This is a genomic window from Brevundimonas halotolerans (assembly GCF_003730275.1).
GTDB classification, from domain to species: Bacteria; Pseudomonadota; Alphaproteobacteria; order Caulobacterales; family Caulobacteraceae; genus Brevundimonas; species Brevundimonas halotolerans.
Map to the genome: position 1 here is coordinate 89,554 of NZ_QTTA01000021.1, position 17,382 is coordinate 106,935.

Here is a 17,382-nt window from a genome sequence, read left to right on the forward strand (position 1 = left end):
CTGCCTCAGCCCACGCCGTCGAGGTCGCGGAACACCAGGCTCTGGCTGCGCGCCGAGACGATCAGCGGGTGCATGGCGTCGGGGACCTCGGGGCATTGGTCCTTGAGCCGACGCCGCAGGGCACTGATCCGGGCATCGATGATGTTGACGAAATTGTCGGGCAGGAAATTCCATTCCACCCAGCAGCGGTCCCACAGCATGGTCTTGGTCACCGGCTGGCCGTGCGCGGTCATCAGTTCACAGACGATGGCAAATTCGAGCGGTGACAGTTCGATGGAGCGGAGCGCGCCGTCCTCGCTCTGGATCTGCAGGGTGCGGGCGCCGGGCGACAGGATGAAGGGACCATTGGTGACATCGCCGCCGTTCGGCTTGGCGCGGCGACCCGACCGGCGCAGCTGGGCCGCGATCCGGGCAAGCAACTCCTCGTCGCCCACGGGCTTGGACAGATAGTCGTCGGCCCCGCCCAACAGGCCCTCGACCTTCTGCCGCTCGGCGCCGAGCGCGGTCAGCATCAGGGCCGGGGCGTCGGCCGAGGGGCTTTTGCCTGCCCGGATGCGCTTCAGCGTTTCCAGACCGTCCAGACCTGCCGTGAGCCGGTCGAGGATCAGCACGTCATAGGGGGTGTCGGCAGTGGCTTCGAGCGCCGCCTCGCCCGACTCGACCCGGTCGACCCGCGCAAAGCCCGCCCGTATCAGACGGCTGGCGACATGTTCGGACAGGGCCGGTTCGTCCTCGAGCAACAGGGCGGTGCAGCCGCTGAACACCTCGGCCAGCTGGGCGAAGGGGGCCTCGCCCGCCGCCGCATCCGTCTGGTTCGCCTCGTCCATAGCCCCGTCTCCCCACTCGTTCAGAGGATAGGCCCCTGTCCCGGAAAGACAATGTTCGGCCGATCAACCGGTCCGCGCGCCTGATACTTCCTGACGTGCGGGTCTAGAACGCGCTCTGGCCGGTGATGGCACGGCCAAGGATGAGAGCGTGGACGTCGTGGGCGCCTTCATAGGTGTTGACCGTCTCGAGGTTCATGGCGTGGCGCATGACGTGCATCTCGCCGGTGATCCCGGCGCCGCCGTGCATGTCGCGGGCCTCGCGGGCGATGGCCAGGGCCTTGCCGCAGTTGTTGCGCTTCATCATCGAGATGGCCTCGGGCACCCAGGCGCCGGTATCGAGCAGGCGGCCCAGCGCCAGCGCGCCTTCCAGGCCGAGGAAGATCTCGGTCTGCATGTCGGCCAGCTTCTTCTGGACCAGCTGGCGCGAGGACAGCGGCCGGCCGAACAGCATGCGCTCGCCGACATAGTCGCGGGTGGCGTGGAAGCAGAACTCGGCGGCCCCCATGGCGCCCCAGGCGATGCCGTAGCGAGCCTTGTTCAAACAGGAGAACGGGCCGCGCAGGCCTTTCACGCCCGGCAGGATATTGGCCTCGGGCACGAAGACGTCGTTCAGGCCGATGTCGCCGGTGATGGAGGCGCGCAGCGACAGCTTGTCGCCGATCTTGTCGGTGGTGAAGCCGTCGAAGTCGCGCTCGACGATGAAGCCGCGGATCTCGCCGTCCAGCTTGGCCCAGACCACCGCCAGGTCCGAGATCGGCGAGTTGGTGATCCAGTATTTGGCGCCGTTCAGCTTGTAGCCATTGGGCACGGCCTCGGCGCGGGTCTTCATCGAGGCCGGGTCCGAGCCGCCGTCGGCCTCGGTCAGGCCGAAACAGCCGATCCATTCGCCGGCCGCCATGCGGGGCAGGAAGCGGGACTTCTGCTCGTCCGAGCCAAAGGCATAGATGGGGTACATGGCCAGCGACGACTGGACCGACATGGCCGAGCGATAGCCGCTGTCGACGGCCTCGATCTCGCGCGCGATCAGGCCATAGGCGACGTGGGAGGCGTTCGAGCCGCCGTATTCCTCGGGCAGCATGGCGCCGAGGAAGCCCATCTCGCCCATCTCGGTCATGATCGACCGGTCGAAGGTCTCGTCGCGGAAGGCGGCGACGACGCGCGGCAACAGCTGCTCGCGGGCATAGGAGCGGGCGGCGTCGCGGATCATGCCCTCGTCGTCGGTCAGGCGATTGTCCATATCCAGCGGGTCATCCCAGCGGAAGGTGCGGGTCGGGGGGGTGCCGTCGGCCATGGAGGCGCTCCTGAATCTGCGGGCGGGTCGCTGATCGGACCTCTTTTTCTGCCCCTGCCGCCGGGGTTTAGGCCAGAACGCGCCGGACGGGTAGAGGGCCGCGCAGACTGCGGCTATGATCCGCGCCATGAGCCGTCTGTTTCACCGTCTGTTCGTCGCCCACCCGCGCGAGGTGGACGAGGGCTATTTCGAACATATGGCCGCCTCGTCGCGGTTCGGATTTCGCCTGCTGAAGCTGGCGGGGGCGGCCTTCCTGCATTCGCTGGTGCCCGGCCTGTGCAAGGCCACGGTCTCGCGCGAGGTCTGCTGCATGGCCGATGAGATGGACAGCCGCGCCCGCGAGGCGCGCGAGTGCCGCATGCGCGAGGCGGGTGTGTGGGATCCGGGGCTGTAGACAGTGATGAGTGGCGAGTGGCGAGTGGCGAGTGAAAGTAGCGGAGGGCTGATGGCGCGACCGGACGCGGCGCGATGACCGACGACCACACCCGGGATGGCCTCGCCACTCGCCACTCGCCACCCGCCACTCCGAAAGGTCCTCTGGCGGGCGTTCGCGTCCTTGACCTCAGCCGCGTATTGGCCGGGCCGTGGGCGACGCAGACTTTGGCCGATCTGGGCGCCGAGGTGATCAAGATCGAGCGGCCCGGCACAGGCGACGACACCCGCCTGTGGGGCCCGCCCTTCACCACGAAGACCGACGGGTCGCGCGGGGATGCGGCCTACTTCCTGTGCGCCAACCGGGGCAAGAAGTCGGTGGCGGTCGACATTGCCACGCCCGAGGGGGCCGAGGCCGTCCGCAAACTGGCCGCGACCTGCGATGTCGTGGTCGAGAATTTCAAGACGGGCGGTCTGAAGAAATACGGGCTGGACTGGCCGTCGCTGAAGGCGATCAATCCCAGGCTGGTCTATTGCTCGATCACCGGATTCGGTCAGGACGGGCCCGACGCCCACCGCGCCGGCTATGACTACATGATCCAGGCCATGGGCGGGCTGATGAGTGTGACCGGCCAGCCCGATGGGGCGCCGGGGGCCGAGCCGATGAAGGTCGGGGTGGCGGTCGCGGACCTGTTCACCGGTCTCTATGCCTCGAACGCCATTCTGGCTGCGCTCTGGCATGCGCGGGCGACCGGCGAAGGCCAGCAGATCGACATCGCCCTGTTCGATGTGCAGGCCGCCATGCTGGCCAATCAGGCAACCAACTATTTTGTCTCGGGCACCGCCCCCACGCGCATGGGCAATGCCCACCCGAACCTGTCACCCTACCAGCCCTTTCCGTGTACGGATGGAATGGTCGTGATCGCGGTCGGCAACGACGGACAGTTCCGCGCCCTGTGCAGCGCCCTGGGTGCGCCCGGCATGGGCACCGACCCCCGCTATGACACTAATGCCGTGCGGATCGAGAACCGCGCGACCCTGTCGGCCGAGCTGTCGGCCCTGACGGCCGGACATGACATGAAGGGGTTGATGGCGGCGCTGGAGGCCGCCGGTGTTCCGTGCGGTCCGGTCAATACAGTCGATCAGGTGTTCGCCGAACCGCAGGCGAAGCATCGCGGGCTGGAGGTCCAGCAGACCCGCGCCGATCTGTCGGCGCCCATCCGCACCGTCGCCAGTCCGATCCGCATGTCGGCCACGCCCGTGGCCTATGATCGCCCGCCCCCCGCACTGGGGGAGCATACGGATGAGGTTCTGGGAGAAGGCTAGGGTATGAACTCTCTGAGATCATTGGTGTAGCCCAGCATCCAGGCAATCAGAGTAGCCCCGGCGACAAGGCCAACACCCCACCATTTCAGCGACGGAGATCCCACCGTCCCATGAATGTCCGCCTCGTCCAGTTCCCCGATGCGGCCGGGAATGGCGTCTTCCTGCCAATCGTCAAAATCGTCCGGCGTCGCAAATTCGCCCGCGCGCGCGCGGCGGGCAATGTCGCGGGCCGCATCGATCTGCTCCGCATAGGCGACAACCCGGATCCCGCCGATGGCCATCTGCGCATGGGGCAGCATGGTGGCCATGTCGCGATCGGGAAGCCAGGCCCGGATGCCGTGTCGACGCAGCAGGGCGGCGAGCAATTCCGCCTCGGCCACCGTCATAAAGCGGGCAACTTCAAACTCCTCAGCCATCCCGCCCCTCCGAAATTGTGCCCCCTACAGATCCAGCAGGAAGCGTTGCGGATCCTCGAGGTGTTCCTTGATCCGGACGAGGAAGGTCACGGCTTCCTTGCCGTCGACGATGCGGTGGTCATAGCTGAGCGCCAGATACATCATCGGGCGGATCTCGACCTTGCCGTCGATGGCGACCGGGCGCTGGACGATGTTGTGCATGCCCAGAATGCCCGCCTGGGGCATGTTGAGGATCGGCGTCGACATCAGCGAGCCATAGACGCCGCCATTGGTGATGGTGAAGGTGCCCCCCTGGAGCTGGTCCAGCGTCAGGTCGCCGTCGCGGGCGGCGCGGCCCAGATCACCGATGCCCTTTTCGATGCCCGCCAGGGACAGGACGTCGGCATCGCGCAGGACCGGCACGACCAGACCCTTTTCGGTGCCGACGGCGACGCCGATGTCATAGTGGTTCTTGTAGATGATGTCGGTGCCGTCGATCTCGGCATTGACGGCCGGCAGTTCCTTGAGCGCCGCGATCGTCGCCTTCACGAAGAAGCTCATGAAGCCCAGCTTGATGCCGTGGTGCTTTTCGAAGGCGTCCTTGTAGCGATTGCGCAGGGCCATGATCGCCGACATGTCCACCTCGTTGAAGGTGGTCAGCTGGGCGGCGGTGTTCTGCGATTCCTTGAGCCTGCGGGCGATGGTCTGGCGCAGGCGGGTCATCTTGACCCGCTCCTCGCGCGGCTGGTCGGCGCGCGGCGGAGCCGCAGGCGCGGCCTTGGCCGGAGCCGCGGCAGCCGGAGCCTGCGGCTGGGCGGCGGCCTTCAGCGCATCAGCCTTGGTGATATTGCCCTTGGGCCCGGTGGCCTGGATGGACTTGGGATCAAGGTTGTTCTCGGCCACCACGCGCTGGACGGCGGGCGACAGATGCGGGTCGTCCGAGCCCGAAGCGGCCTTGGCCGGGGCGGCCTCAGCCTTGGGGGCTGCGGCAGCAGCCTCGCCCGAGGCGGCGATATGGCCAATCACCTGACCGGGGGTGACGGTCGAGCCGGCCTCGGCCGAAATGGTCAGGACGCCATCGGCCGGGGCGCTGATTTCGACAGCGACCTTGTCGGTCTCGATCTCGACCAGCAGCTCATCCTTGGCCACCCGGTCGCCCGACTTCTTCTGCCAGGTTCCGACCGAGCCCTCGGCGACGCTTTCGCCCATGGTCGGCACCTGAACGGGGACCGAGGCGTCTCCGTCGCCCTTCGGGGCCGCGGCGACCTTGGCTTCGTCGGCCTTGGGGGCCGTCTCTCCGGCGGGGGCGGCAGCGCCCTCGGTCACCTTGCCCAGCACGGCACCGGGCGTGACGGTGTCGCCCTCGGCAAAGGCGATTTCGCCGAGCGTGCCGTCGGCCGGCGAGACGACCTCGAGCGAGACCTTGTCGGTTTCCAGCTCGACCAGCAGCTCATCGCGCTTGACCGGGTCGCCGACCTTTTTCGTCCACTTCGCAATGGTGGCTTCGGCGACGGATTCACCAAGGGCGGGGGTCAGGATATCAGCCATGTCAGTTCCGGTTCCGGATAAGCAGGGGTCAGTTCGGGGTGGCGAGGGCGTCGGCAAGGAAGGCGTCGAGCTCGGCCTTGTGACGGCTCATCAGGCCGGCCGCCGTCGAGGCCGAGGCGGGGCGACCCACATAGCGGGCGCGCTTCGCCTTCACATCGAGCTTGTCGAGCGTCAGTTCAAGCCACGGATCGACAAAGGTCCAGCCGCCCATGTTCTTGGGCTCTTCCTGGCACCAGACCAGTTCGGCGCCGGGGAAGCGGGCGAGTTCGGTCATCAGCGACTTCATCGGCCAGGGATAGAATTGCTCCAGCCGCAGAATGTAGATGTCGTCAACCGGCTTGCCGTCCTTGAAGGCGGCCTCGCGCGCTTCCAGCAGGTCGTAATAGACCTTGCCCGAGCACAGGACGACGCGGCGGATGTCGGCGTCGGGCTTGAGCGTCATACCCGCCACTTCGGGCCGGGTCTGGGCGTCGTCGTGCAGCACGCGGTGGAAGGATGAACCCTCGGCCAGATCGGCAAGCGTCGAGACCGCCTTCTTGTGACGCAGCAGTGACTTGGGCGTCATCAGGATCAGCGGCTTCCTGAACGGCCGGTGCATCTGGCGGCGCAGGATGTGGAAATAGTTGGCCGGGGTGGTGCAGTTTGCGACCTGCATATTCTCTTCGGCGCAGGCCTGCAGGAAGCGTTCGAGGCGGGCGGAGGAATGCTCCGGACCCTGACCTTCATAGCCGTGCGGCAACAGCATGGTCAGGCCGCACATGCGCAGCCATTTGCGTTCGCCCGAGCTGATGAACTGGTCGATGACCACCTGGGCGCCGTTGACGAAGTCGCCGAACTGGGCCTCCCACATCACCAGCGTATTGGGATCGCTGAGGGCATAGCCGTATTCGAAGCCCAGCACCGCCTCTTCCGAGAGGGCCGAGTCGATCACCTCGAAATGGGCCTGGCCGTCGCGCAGATTGTTCAGCGGGACGAAGCGTTCTTCCGTAGTCTGATCAATGATGCCGGAGTGACGCTGGCTGAAGGTGCCGCGCACCGAATCCTGACCCGACAGGCGGACGGGGAAGCCCTCGTCCAGCAGAGTGCCGAAGGCGAGGCTTTCAGCCGTGGACCAGTCCAGATCCTGACCCGACTCGATCATCTGGCGACGACCGTCCAGAACCCGGCGCAGGGTCTTGTGCACATCGATGCTGTTGGGGGCGGTGGTCAGACGGGCGCCGATCTCGCGCAGGCGGGCTTCGGGCACTGCGGTTTCGCCGCGCAGCTCGTCGCCCTCGGGTTTGCCGATGCCGTGCCACTGGCCGTCCAGCCAGTCGGCTTTTTCCGCCTTGAAGGTCTTGCCGGCGTCGAACTCGGCATCGAGGAATTCCTCGAAACGGGCGACCTCGGCCTCGACTTCGTCCGCCGTGATGACGCCCTCGCCGATCAGGCGCTCGGCATACAGTTCGCGCGCCGACTTCTGGGCCCGGATTTTCGAGTACATCAGCGGCTGGGTGAAGGTCGGATCGTCGCCTTCATTGTGGCCGAAGCGGCGGTAGCAGAACATGTCCACCACCACATCCTTGTGGAACTTCTGGCGGAATTCGGTGGCCACCTTGGCGGCGAAGACGACCGCTTCCGGGTCATCGCCATTCACGTGGAAAATCGGCGCCTGGACCATCAGGGCTACATCCGACGGATAGGGCGAGCTGCGGCTGTTCCGCGGGCTGGTGGTGAAGCCGATCTGGTTGTTGACGACGAAATGGATGGTGCCGCCGGTGCGGTAGCCCTTCAGCCCCATCAGGGCGAAACATTCGGCCACGACGCCCTGTCCGGCAAAGGCCGCATCGCCGTGGATCAGCAGGGGCATGACCTTGGTGCGGTCCAGAGCCCATTCGGCCTCGGGCTTGCCGGCATTGGCCTCGCGGATGTCGAAAGCCTGTTTGGCGCGGGCCTTGCCCAGTACCACCGGATTGACGATTTCCAGGTGACTGGGGTTGGCGGTCAGCGACAGGTGGACGGTGTTGTCGTCGAACGACCGGTCCGAGCTGGCCCCCATGTGATATTTGACGTCGCCCGAGCCCTCGATGTCGGACGGGACCGACGACCCGCCCTGGAATTCGTGGAAGATGGCGCGATAGGGCTTGCCCATCACCGCCGACAGGACGTTCAGGCGACCGCGGTGGGCCATGCCCAGCACGATTTCGTCGACGCCCAGATTGCCGCCGCGCTTGATCACCTGCTCCAGCGCCGGGACCATGGCCTCGCCACCGTCCAGACCGAAGCGCTTGGTGCCGGGGAAGCGCTTGTGCAGGAAGCGTTCGAAGGTCTCGGCCTCGATCAGCTTGTTGAGGATGGCCAGCTTGCCCTCGCGGGTGAAGGCGTTTTCCTCATACTTGTCAGGGCCCTCGATGCGCGCCTGCAGCCAGGATTTCTCCTCCGGCTCGGCGATGTGCATGTACTGGATGCCGATGTGGCCGCAGTAGGTGCGCTTCAGGATCGCCAGAACCTCGCGCAGGGTGCCGGTCTCGAGACCCAGCACGCCGTCGAGGAAGATCGGCTTGTCGAGATCGCTCTCGCTGAAGCCATAGAACTCGGGCGTCAGCTCGGGGTTCTGGACCGGCGGCTCCATACCCAGCGGGTCCAGCGTGGCCTGAAGATGGCCGCGCACGCGGTAGCTGCGGATCAGCATCAGGGCGCGGATCGAATCGTGGGCGGCGGCGCGTACGGCCTCGGGGGTGGCGGTCGACGCTGCGGCGGGCGCGGGAGCCGCCGCCGGCGCGGCCTTGCCCGGCTTGCCCGCAGGTTTCGATTCGGGCCAGCGGCCGTCGAACACGCCGGTCTCTTCCGACGGTTCGCCCGCGCCCTTGCGGCCCCAGGCACCGGCTTCGGCCGAGGCCTTTACCGTCGCGGCACTGTCGCGCAGCTGGTCAAAGAACGACCGCCATTCGGCCGACACCGAGCCGGGGTCATCGGCCCAGCGGGCGTGAAGGTCCTCGATAAAGGCGGCGTTCGCCCCGTAGAGAAAGCTGGTCTCGGCAAAGACCTGGTTCAGCCGACCGGCATCATCCGCCATCGTGTTCGTCGCAATCCCTTGGCCGCAGAGCGGCACGCTCTGTCGGTGACGGGACATATACGCACGGTTCGCCGACGGGTCATGACCGAAAGGCGGCAAAATCCCGGGAAATTTCGTCCGACGGCCAGAAATTTCCCGATATGGCTCCGCTTCAGCCCTTCAGGACCTGGGTCAGGGTGGTGCCGAGGCGGGCAGGAGACGGCGAAACCGTAATGCCTGCGGCCTCCATGGCGGCGATCTTGGACTCCGCATCGCCCTTGCCGCCCGAGACGACGGCGCCGGCGTGGCCCATGGTGCGGCCCTTGGGCGCAGTCCGGCCGGCGATGAAGCCGACCATGGGCTTCTTGCGGCCCTTCTTTGCCTCATCGATCAGGAACTGGGCGGCGTCTTCCTCGGCCGCGCCGCCGATCTCGCCGATCATGACGATCGATTCGGTCGCATCGTCCGCGAGGAACATCTCCAGCACGTCGATGAACTCCGTGCCCTTGACCGGGTCGCCGCCGATGCCGACAGCCGTCGTCTGGCCCAGACCTTCATTGGTGGTCTGGAAAACGGCCTCATAGGTCAGGGTGCCAGAGCGCGAGACGATGCCGACCGAGCCCTTCTTGAAGATGGAGCCCGGCATGATGCCGATCTTGCACTCTTCGGGGGTCATGATGCCGGGGCAGTTGGGGCCCAGCAGGCGCGAATTCGACCGGTCGAGGCGCGCCTTGACCCGCACCATGTCGGCGACCGGGATACCTTCGGTGATGCAGACGATGAAGGGGACTTCGGCCTCGATGGCCTCGATGATGGCGTCGGCAGCCCCGGCCGGCGGCACATAGATGACACTGGCATCGGCACCGGTCGCGTCACGACCCTCGGCCACCGAGGCATAGATCGGCAGGCTCTCGCCCTCGGACCCGTGCCAGATCTCGCCGCCCTTCTTCGGGTGAACCCCGCCGACCATCTTCGTGCCGAAATAGCGCAGCGCCTGTTCGGTATGGAAGGTGCCGGTCTTGCCGGTCAGGCCCTGGACGAGGACGCGGGTGTCTTTGTTGACGAGAATGGACATGGAGGACCTGGGTTCAGTGGCCGCGAGGGCGGCGAGCAAGGGTTCGGGGAGGAAACGGTTGGCGACCTAGCGGGGCTGGGGCCGCATATACATGATCATGATGACTCCGTCGGAATCGCCGGTCATGACGATGCGCATGTCATCGCCCGCCGCCAGTTCGAGCAGGGCGTCCTCGCCCAGGTCCGACGCAATGGCGACCTTGCGGCCGTTCTCGATCGTGTAGGGATAGCCGTTCAGGCCGGACTCGCTCATCTCGGCATTGGGGGTCATGTCCAGCCAGTCGGCGACGGCCCCGTCGATGTCGGCATAGTCGCCGGGCATCACGCCCACGGCACAGACGGCCATATAGAGCTCACCCCCGTCGGTGAGGGTGCCGAGGCCATCGGTCATGTCGCCAGTCATGGCGATCTGGATGCCCTCGCCCGCGAACAGCATACGGGCTTGCATATTTTCGAAGGGGGCATCGGGACCCAGCATTTCCGGCGGCAGCACATCCCAGCCGGCGGCGTCCAGCTTGGCCATGGCGGCGGACGCCTGACCGTCGGTCGCGACACAGGTCGACTGGAAGAGGGCCAGATGCGGATCCGCCGCCTGGGCCTGGGCCACGGCGGGAGCCAGCGTGACTGCTGCCGCGACGGCGAGGGGTTTCAGATAGCGAAGGGCGGACATGGTCATTCCTGAAGGCTTGGTTTCGGATGAACGTCTGGACTAGCCGACCGCTGCGACAATCTTCTGCGCCGCGTCGTCGAGGTCGTCGGCGGCGGTGATGGCGAGGCCGGATTCGTTGAGGATCTTCTTGCCTTCATCGACATTGGTGCCCTCGAGGCGGACGACCAGCGGCACCTTGAGGCCCACCTCTTTCACGGCGGCGACCACGCCCTCGGCGATCACGTCACAGCGCATGATGCCGCCGAAGATGTTGACCAGAATGCCCTCGACGCGCGGGTCGGCGGTGATGATCTTGAAGGCCGCCGCGACCTTTTCCTTGGAGGCGCCGCCGCCGACGTCACAGAAGTTGGCGGGCTCTTTGCCATACAGTTTGATGATGTCCATGGTCGCCATGGCCAGACCGGCGCCATTGACCATGCAGCCGATGTTGCCGTCGAGCGCCACATAGGCGAGGTCCCATTTCGAGGCCTCGATCTCCTTGGGGTCTTCCTCGGTCTCGTCGCGCAGGGCCAGGATGTCCGGGTGGCGGAACAGGGCGTTGCCGTCAAAGCTGACCTTGGCGTCCAGCACGCGCAGGCGGCCGTTTTCCATGACGATCAGCGGGTTGATTTCCAGCATCGACATGTCGGTGTCGAGGAAGGCCTTGTAGAGGATCGGGAACAGGGTCTTGCCGTCCTCGGCCGCCGCGCCGTCCAGCTTCAGCGCCCCGTTGAGTGTCGCGACATCCGCGTCGGTGACGCCGGCCTCGGGGTCGATGACGATGGTCTGGATCTTTTCGGGCGTGTCGTGGGCGACGGCCTCGATGTCCATGCCGCCCTCGGTCGAGACGACGAAAGCGACGCGGCCGTGCTGACGATCGACCAGCAGCGAACAATAGAGCTCGCGGTCGATATCGGCGCCATCCTCGATATAGAGGCGGTTGACCTGTTTGCCGGCGTCGCCGGTCTGGGCGGTGACCAGGGTGTTGCCCAGCATTTCGCGGGCGTGGGCCACAGCCTCCTCGACCGATTTGGCCAGACGGACGCCGCCCTTCGCGTCAGCGCCCAGTTCCTTGAACTTGCCCTTGCCCCGGCCACCGGCGTGGATCTGGGACTTCACGACATAGAGCGGACCGGGCAGCGACCGGGCGGCGGCCTCGGCCTCGTCCGCCGAAGTGATGGCCACGCCCGCCGCGACCGGCGCGCCAAAGCCCTTCAGAACCTGCTTGGCCTGATACTCGTGAATATTCATGGAAACCGTCGCGTCCGCTGATAGGGAGGGGTGCGAGGCTTATAGGCTCCGCCCGTTCGCAGGCGCAACAGGCGGAGCCGGGTCAGGTGTCAAAGGATCAGTCGATCCAGTCCTTCCTGAGGGTGCGCGAGGCACCGATCAGCAGCACGGCCGCCAGCACATAGAAGCCCATGCCGGTGTAGATGGCCCAGCGCAGGCTTTCGTCCCCGAACTGCGGCGCCAGCAGATCGCTCATCCAGCCGAAATAATAGAAGCCCACGGCAATGCCGAGCAGGTTGTTGATCAGCAGGAACAGCGCCGAGGCGGTCGAGCGCATCGGGGCCGCGACCAGATTCTGGATGGAGGCCGTGATCGGTCCCAGCCACGCGAGGTTGAGGCCGGTGGGGATGATGAAGATCAGGAAGGCCACGATCAGCGACTGGGCCCGCGTGCCGCCGTCAGCAAAGATCTGGGCGATCAGCCAGTCGGAATTCATCGCCAGGATGAAACAGGGGGCCGATATCAGAAAGGCAATGGCTGGCACCAGCGGATAGGCGCCCTTACCGCGATGGGCCAGTTTGTCGGCGATCATGCCGCCCAGCCAGATGCCCAGGGTGCCGCCGATCAGGGCGATGCCCGAATAGTACCAGCTGACCTCGCGCAGGGTCAGGTCAAAGCTGCGCATGAAGAACAGGGGCAGCCATCCGGCCACGCCGTATCCGCAGACGGACGAGGAGGCCGCGCCCAACGCCAGCAGCCAGAAGCTTTTCTTCTTGATGACGATCGAGGCCGTGGACCGCGCGATCATCAGGGAGATGCCGATCACCAGCGCCAGCAGAGCGGCAAAACCGAGCACCATGGCGTTGCCGAGGGCGATCAGGCCGAAATGATTGAGGGCCGCGAGCGCCATCAGACCGGCGCCGAGCCCCAGCATGATGAGCGAGGCCGTGCGTCCGACCGCCGACGAGGCGGCAGGCGGGTGAGAGGACACGGCGGCGGCATCGGCCGGGGCCGCCGGATTGACCGGACGCGGCACATCCGTCGCGCCGCGCTTCGGGTCCTTGACCGTCAGGCGCAGAACCGGCGCGACCAGCAGACCGAGCAGGCCGACCACGATGAAGGCGGTTCGCCAGCCGTATTCCGCCGCCAGAAGACCGCCGACCAAGGTGCCGGCCGCCGTACCCAGGGGAATGCCGAAGGCGAAGCCGGCCAGGGCCCGCGCGCGCTGGTGTGGCGGGAAATAGTCCGCGACGAGCGAATAGGCGGGGGCGACTCCGCCAGCCTCTCCGACGCCCACACCCATGCGATACAGAAACAGCTGACCATAGGACCCCGCCACCCCGCACAGGGCGGTAAACCCGGACCAGACCGTCAGCGCGCCGGTCATAATCCAGACCCGGCTATAGCGATCGGCGAGCCAGGCCAGGGGAATGGCGAGGGTGGAATAGACCGAGGCAAAGGCGATGCCGCCCAGCAGGCCGAACTGGCTGTCGGTCAGGCCAAACTCTTCCTTCAGGGGCGCGGCCAGAATGCCGATGATCTGCCGGTCCAGAAAGTTCAGCATGTAGACGAAGATCAGGATCGCCAGAACGTAGAAGCGATAGCCCGGGCTGGCAGGCTTCTCAGCGCCGGGCGTGGTGGCTTCAGTCATGACGGTTCCCCCTGGTGGTCTTGATGCCGGGCGGAACGGTAGCGCCCCCGGTCCTGCATGCAAAAGAAAAAGGGCGGCGGTCCGCCTGGAACCGCCGCCCGGATAGGTATCAGACGTTCAATGGCCGAAGCCGGATCAGAACTTGATCTGGATCGAAGCCGTCACGGTCTGCGGCGGGCCGTAGTAGCCGATGACCGAGTCGTTGAAGAGCGCGCCGGGGAAGTTGTAGCCGCCCACGCGGTACTCTTCGTCCGTCAGGTTCTTGCCGAACAGGCCCAGGCTCCAGCGCTCGCTGGGGGCGGTCCAGATCAGCGACAGGTCGACCAGCGCATAGGCTTCCTGGTCCAGGATCGGGTTCGGGAACTCGAACATGCTGAAGTCGCCGCGATAGCTGACCGAGGGGGTCACGACCAGTTCGCCGCCCGCCACATCACTGCGCCAGGTCAGACCGAAATAGCCGGTCCATTCCGGGGCGTTCTGCAGGACGACCAGGTCCGAGATGTCCTCATAGGCCATGGTCGTCAGATTGTAGCGCAGGAACTCGTCGAACTCGCTGTTCAGATAACCGACGGCGAAGTTGGCCGACAGGTTATCGCTCAGGAACAGGGAGCCTTCGAACTCGGCCCCGTACAGGGTCGACTGGCCGACGTTGTCGACGAAGCTGGCGATACCGCCGACGGCCGGCACCTGGGTGGTGACCTGCTGGTCTTCATACTGGTTGTAGAAGACCGACGAGCTGAACGACAGCGGGCCCGCACGCCCCTTCAGGCCGATCTCATAGCTGTCGACCGTTTCCGGTTGATAGCCGTTGACCGTGTCCGGCGTCAGGATGGCGTCGCCGCGCATGTCGAAGCCGCCGGACTTGAAGCCCGAGGACCACGAAGCATAGCCCGTGATGGCGTCCGAGAAGTCGTACGACAGGGCGACCCTCGGCGAGATGTCATCGAAGGTGCGGTCGTTGGTGTAGTCCGTGCGCAGCAGGGTCGGAGCGCGCGGCGTGCCGCCCAGCAGCGGCGAGCGGGTTGCGCCCGCATAGTTGGCGCGGAACACCGTGCCGGTCTTGCTGTCCTCGGTGTAGCGGATGCCGAGACCCAGGTGCAGGCGCTCGGTCAGGTCCAGGTTCACATCGGCGAACAGGGCGACACTTTCGGTTTCGACCACACCGCCGGTACCGATCACGATGCCGAGGTTGCCGAGAACGGTGTCGAAGGCGCCTTCGGCCGAGGCGTCCAGATAGAAGACGCCGAACACGCCCTGGATCCGGTCATAGTTGAACTGGAACTGGAGCTCGGTGGTGAACTGGTCGTCGGCATAATAGGCCGGGATGTCCAGCGTCGGGGCCGGCGTGTTGTCGAAGTCGATGACCGTATCGGTCCGGCCTTCGCGCCAGGCGGTGATCGCCTTGAAGGTCCAGTGCTCGCTGACGTCCACCTGGCCGGTGAAGGACAGGCCTTCGCTTTCTACCGAGTTTTCGTCACCGATTCCGGCATAGGTGTCATAGACGCTGTCCGGCGACCCGGCGCCCGGGCCGACACCCGCCACTTCGCGGTGACCGTGGCGGGGGTTGGAATCATCCTGGGTGCGGTCATAGGCGAGACGGAAGAAGACCTCGTCGCGCGGGGTGAATTCGGCGCTCGCGCGGAAGGCGGTGACGTCCTTGTCGTAGTGCTCGGCGCCGGTGTTGAGGTTCTCGCCATAGCCGTCGCGCGTCAGGCTGGCGAAAGCGCCGCCGATGCGGAAGCTGTCGCTGAGCGGCACGCTGCCCGAGGCGATCAGATCGACCTGGTTGTAGCTGCCATAGGCACCGCGGATGGTGGCCTCGGCGTCCTGCGACAGGCGCGAGGTCACATACTTGATGGCGCCGCCGACGGTGTTGCGGCCGTACAGCGAGCCCTGCGGGCCGCGCAGGACCTCGATGCGCTCGATGTCGAAGATGTCGAGCACCGCCGCCTGCGGACGGGCGACATAGACGTCATCAACATACAGGCCGACGCCGGGCTCGAAGCCCCACAGCGGGTCCTGCTGTCCGACGCCGCGGATGAAGGAGATCAGGGTCGAGTTGGAGCCGCGGGCGACCTGGACGGTGGCGTTCGGCGTCTGCTGCTGCAGGGTGGTGATGTCGGTCGCGCCGGTCTCTGCCAGCCGCTCGGACGACAGGGCGGTTACGGCAACCGGCACGTCCTTCAGCTGTTCGTCGCGGCGACGGGCCGTGACGATGATCTCATCCAGCGAGGTAACGGCCGGATCTTGCGCCGGTGCCTCTTGGGCGATGGCGGTGACGGACAGCGCGCTCCAGGCGGCCCCCGCCAGAAGGACGGTCTTTACGAGTCTGTTCATTTGAAGCCCCAATCTCTGTTTCCAACCCAGGACGCTTTTATTCAGCGTTCAATGATTTTCCGCAGACTGACCCCGTTTTTGCCGATCTGTCAAACGGCCACGCCTGTCGGGGCGCGGAATTCAAGCGGGGCTGTGGCAGGAATACATACCCTCCGAGGGCCGCATGATGCGTGATTGCCGGACGGGGACGAGGCGACTAGCCTTGTCGGCATGAGCAAGATCACCGCGCCGCCGGCCCCCGGCCTGCCCGCCGAGAGCGGACGCGCAGGCCGGGCCGAGACCGCCGCCAAACGCGGCCGCCCGTCCAAGAGCCAGGGCGGTCGGAATGGCGAAACGCGCGACTCCATTCTGGATGCCGCCGAGGACCTGTTCTCCAAGCACGGCTTTTACGGGGTGACGATCCGCGAGGTCGCGCGCGAGGCGGGCGTCGACACGGCCCTGGTCCACTATTATTTCGGGGCCAAGCGCGACCTGTTCGATGCCGTCTTCCTGCGTCGGGCCGAGGTCTGGAACAATGAACGGGTCGAGGCGATCAATCGCTATGCGCGCGAGAACGAGGGCACGATGACGCTGGAGGGCCTGCTTGAGGCCTTCCTGAGGCCGCCCTTCCAGTGGTCGCTGAAGGGCGGGCCGGGGTGGAAGCACTATTCCGCCCTTGTGGCCCAGACCAATGCCAATCCGACTTTCGGCGGCGAGACCATGGCGCGCTATTTCGACCCGTCGATCCGGCGGCTGATCGATCTGCTCCGGGTCGTTTTGCCCGAGGCCAGCGATGCGGATCTCTACTGGGGCTGGCACAATCTGTCCGGGGCCCTGACCCTGACGCTGGGCGAGACGGGGCGGCTGGACCGGCTGTCGGGGGGTCTGTGCCAGTCCGGTGATCTGGACAGCGCCTGCGACTATATGGTGCGGTTCGCCTCTGCCGGGTTTCGGGCCGTCAGCAAGCCGAGAGACTAGGCGGCCTCAGGCTCTACCGGCGCGGCATCCTTGCCTTTGGCCTTGCCGGCCTTTTTGCCGGACTTTTTGGACGCAGCCTTTTCGGCCTTTTGCGCGGCTTTCTCGGCCTTGCGCAGTTCCTTGAGCCGTTTCTTCTCGGCGCGCGCCGCAGCGATGGCTTCTTCCGGGGCGGCATCGGCGGCGCCGGCCAGCTCGGCCAGGATTTCGAGGAAGGATTCGCGGCGGCCCTTGGGCAGCAGGGCCATGATCTGACGGTCGGCCTCGACCACGCGCGGCCGGGCATCGGCCAGCGCCGCCTCCCCTTCGGGGGTCAGCCGCACGGCCATGGCGCGCGCATCGAGCGTCGAACGCTCGCGCGACAGAAGTCCGCGTTGGGCCATGCGGGCCACCAGATCGGCGAGGGTCGAACGATCGATGCCGGTCGCCTTGACCAGATCGGTCTGGGTCAGGCCGGAACGCAGCGAAACGGCCTCGAGCACGGCGAACTGGCGCTGGGTGAGGCCGTCAGAGCCGAGTTCGCGCGAATAGATGTCGAGGGCGAGCTGCAGGGCCCGGTGGATCAGGTGGCTGGGCGATTCCGCGAGGGAGCCGGCCTCGCGGGCCTTCTTGCCGGACTTCACCATGACCGATCGACTCCCCTGACGCACCTCAATGCCGACAGGGCTATCAGGGCCGCTTTACGCTTTCGCGA

General features: G+C 66.2%; 14 protein-coding genes. 3 read left to right on the forward strand and 11 right to left on the reverse strand.

Annotation, left to right across the window (positions count from 1 at the left end):
- Window positions 1–5: 5 nt before the first annotated feature.
- Together EG854_RS11020 and EG854_RS11025 are read right to left on the reverse strand one after the other, a co-directional pair.
- Window positions 6–827: a response regulator transcription factor gene (locus tag EG854_RS11020; protein WP_123288173.1), complete on the reverse strand. Its 822-nt coding sequence runs from the start codon at window positions 825–827 to the stop codon at window positions 6–8.
- Window positions 828–930: 103 nt separating this feature from the next.
- Complete coding sequence (locus tag EG854_RS11025) at window positions 931–2,118, reverse strand: acyl-CoA dehydrogenase (RefSeq protein ID WP_123288174.1); 1,188 nt, start codon at window positions 2,116–2,118, stop codon at window positions 931–933.
- 127 nt (window positions 2,119–2,245) lie between these two features.
- Between EG854_RS11025 and EG854_RS11030 the strand changes: the two genes are divergently transcribed.
- Together EG854_RS11030 and EG854_RS11035 are read left to right on the forward strand one after the other, a co-directional pair.
- A complete protein-coding gene (locus tag EG854_RS11030) occupies window positions 2,246–2,512 on the forward strand; it encodes a DUF6356 family protein (RefSeq protein ID WP_123288175.1) in 267 nt (88 codons plus the stop codon).
- Window positions 2,513–2,586: 74 nt separating this feature from the next.
- The gene (locus EG854_RS11035; protein WP_123288176.1) at window positions 2,587–3,816 is read left to right on the forward strand and encodes a CaiB/BaiF CoA transferase family protein; all 1,230 of its coding nucleotides are present in this window, start codon (window positions 2,587–2,589) and stop codon (window positions 3,814–3,816) included.
- On the opposite strand, the gene EG854_RS11040 is transcribed toward EG854_RS11035, so the two are convergent.
- The 8 genes from EG854_RS11040 to EG854_RS11075 all read right to left on the reverse strand — a co-directional run bounded on the left by EG854_RS11040 (window position 3,813) and on the right by EG854_RS11075 (window position 15,734).
- On the reverse strand, window positions 3,813–4,232 hold the full coding sequence (locus EG854_RS11040) for a hypothetical protein (protein ID WP_123288177.1): 420 nt from the start codon (window positions 4,230–4,232) through the stop codon (window positions 3,813–3,815). The two genes, EG854_RS11035 and EG854_RS11040, sit on opposite strands and share 4 nt — an antisense overlap.
- Window positions 4,233–4,256: 24 nt before the next feature.
- Window positions 4,257–5,759 (reverse strand): 2-oxoglutarate dehydrogenase complex dihydrolipoyllysine-residue succinyltransferase, encoded by a 1,503-nt coding sequence (odhB, locus tag EG854_RS11045; protein WP_123288178.1) that lies wholly within the window; start codon window positions 5,757–5,759, stop codon window positions 4,257–4,259.
- A gap of 28 nt (window positions 5,760–5,787) precedes the next feature.
- Complete coding sequence (locus EG854_RS11050; protein ID WP_123288179.1) at window positions 5,788–8,814, reverse strand: 2-oxoglutarate dehydrogenase E1 component; 3,027 nt, start codon at window positions 8,812–8,814, stop codon at window positions 5,788–5,790.
- 151 nt (window positions 8,815–8,965) lie between these two features.
- The gene (sucD, locus tag EG854_RS11055; RefSeq protein WP_123288180.1) at window positions 8,966–9,868 is read right to left on the reverse strand and encodes a succinate--CoA ligase subunit alpha; all 903 of its coding nucleotides are present in this window, start codon (window positions 9,866–9,868) and stop codon (window positions 8,966–8,968) included.
- 66 nt (window positions 9,869–9,934) lie between these two features.
- Window positions 9,935–10,537: a hypothetical protein gene (locus EG854_RS11060; RefSeq protein ID WP_123288181.1), complete on the reverse strand. Its 603-nt coding sequence runs from the start codon at window positions 10,535–10,537 to the stop codon at window positions 9,935–9,937.
- 39 nt (window positions 10,538–10,576) lie between these two features.
- A complete protein-coding gene (gene sucC / locus EG854_RS11065; protein WP_123288182.1) occupies window positions 10,577–11,767 on the reverse strand; it encodes an ADP-forming succinate--CoA ligase subunit beta in 1,191 nt (396 codons plus the stop codon).
- Window positions 11,768–11,864: 97 nt separating this feature from the next.
- Window positions 11,865–13,397, reverse strand: coding sequence for a spinster family MFS transporter (locus tag EG854_RS11070; RefSeq protein ID WP_123288183.1), 1,533 nt, complete (start codon window positions 13,395–13,397; stop codon window positions 11,865–11,867).
- 135 nt (window positions 13,398–13,532) lie between these two features.
- Window positions 13,533–15,734 carry a TonB-dependent receptor gene (locus tag EG854_RS11075; protein WP_123288184.1) on the reverse strand — a complete coding sequence of 734 codons (2,202 nt, stop codon included), beginning with the start codon at window positions 15,732–15,734 and terminating at the stop codon, window positions 13,533–13,535.
- A 210-nt stretch (window positions 15,735–15,944) separates the two neighbouring features.
- Between EG854_RS11075 and EG854_RS11080 the strand changes: the two genes are divergently transcribed.
- On the forward strand, window positions 15,945–16,691 hold the full coding sequence (locus EG854_RS11080; protein ID WP_123288185.1) for a TetR/AcrR family transcriptional regulator: 747 nt from the start codon (window positions 15,945–15,947) through the stop codon (window positions 16,689–16,691).
- Here EG854_RS11080 and EG854_RS11085 read toward each other — a convergent pair.
- Window positions 16,688–17,314, reverse strand: coding sequence for a MarR family winged helix-turn-helix transcriptional regulator (locus tag EG854_RS11085; protein WP_123288186.1), 627 nt, complete (start codon window positions 17,312–17,314; stop codon window positions 16,688–16,690). The two genes, EG854_RS11080 and EG854_RS11085, sit on opposite strands and share 4 nt — an antisense overlap.
- Window positions 17,315–17,382 lie beyond the last annotated feature (68 nt).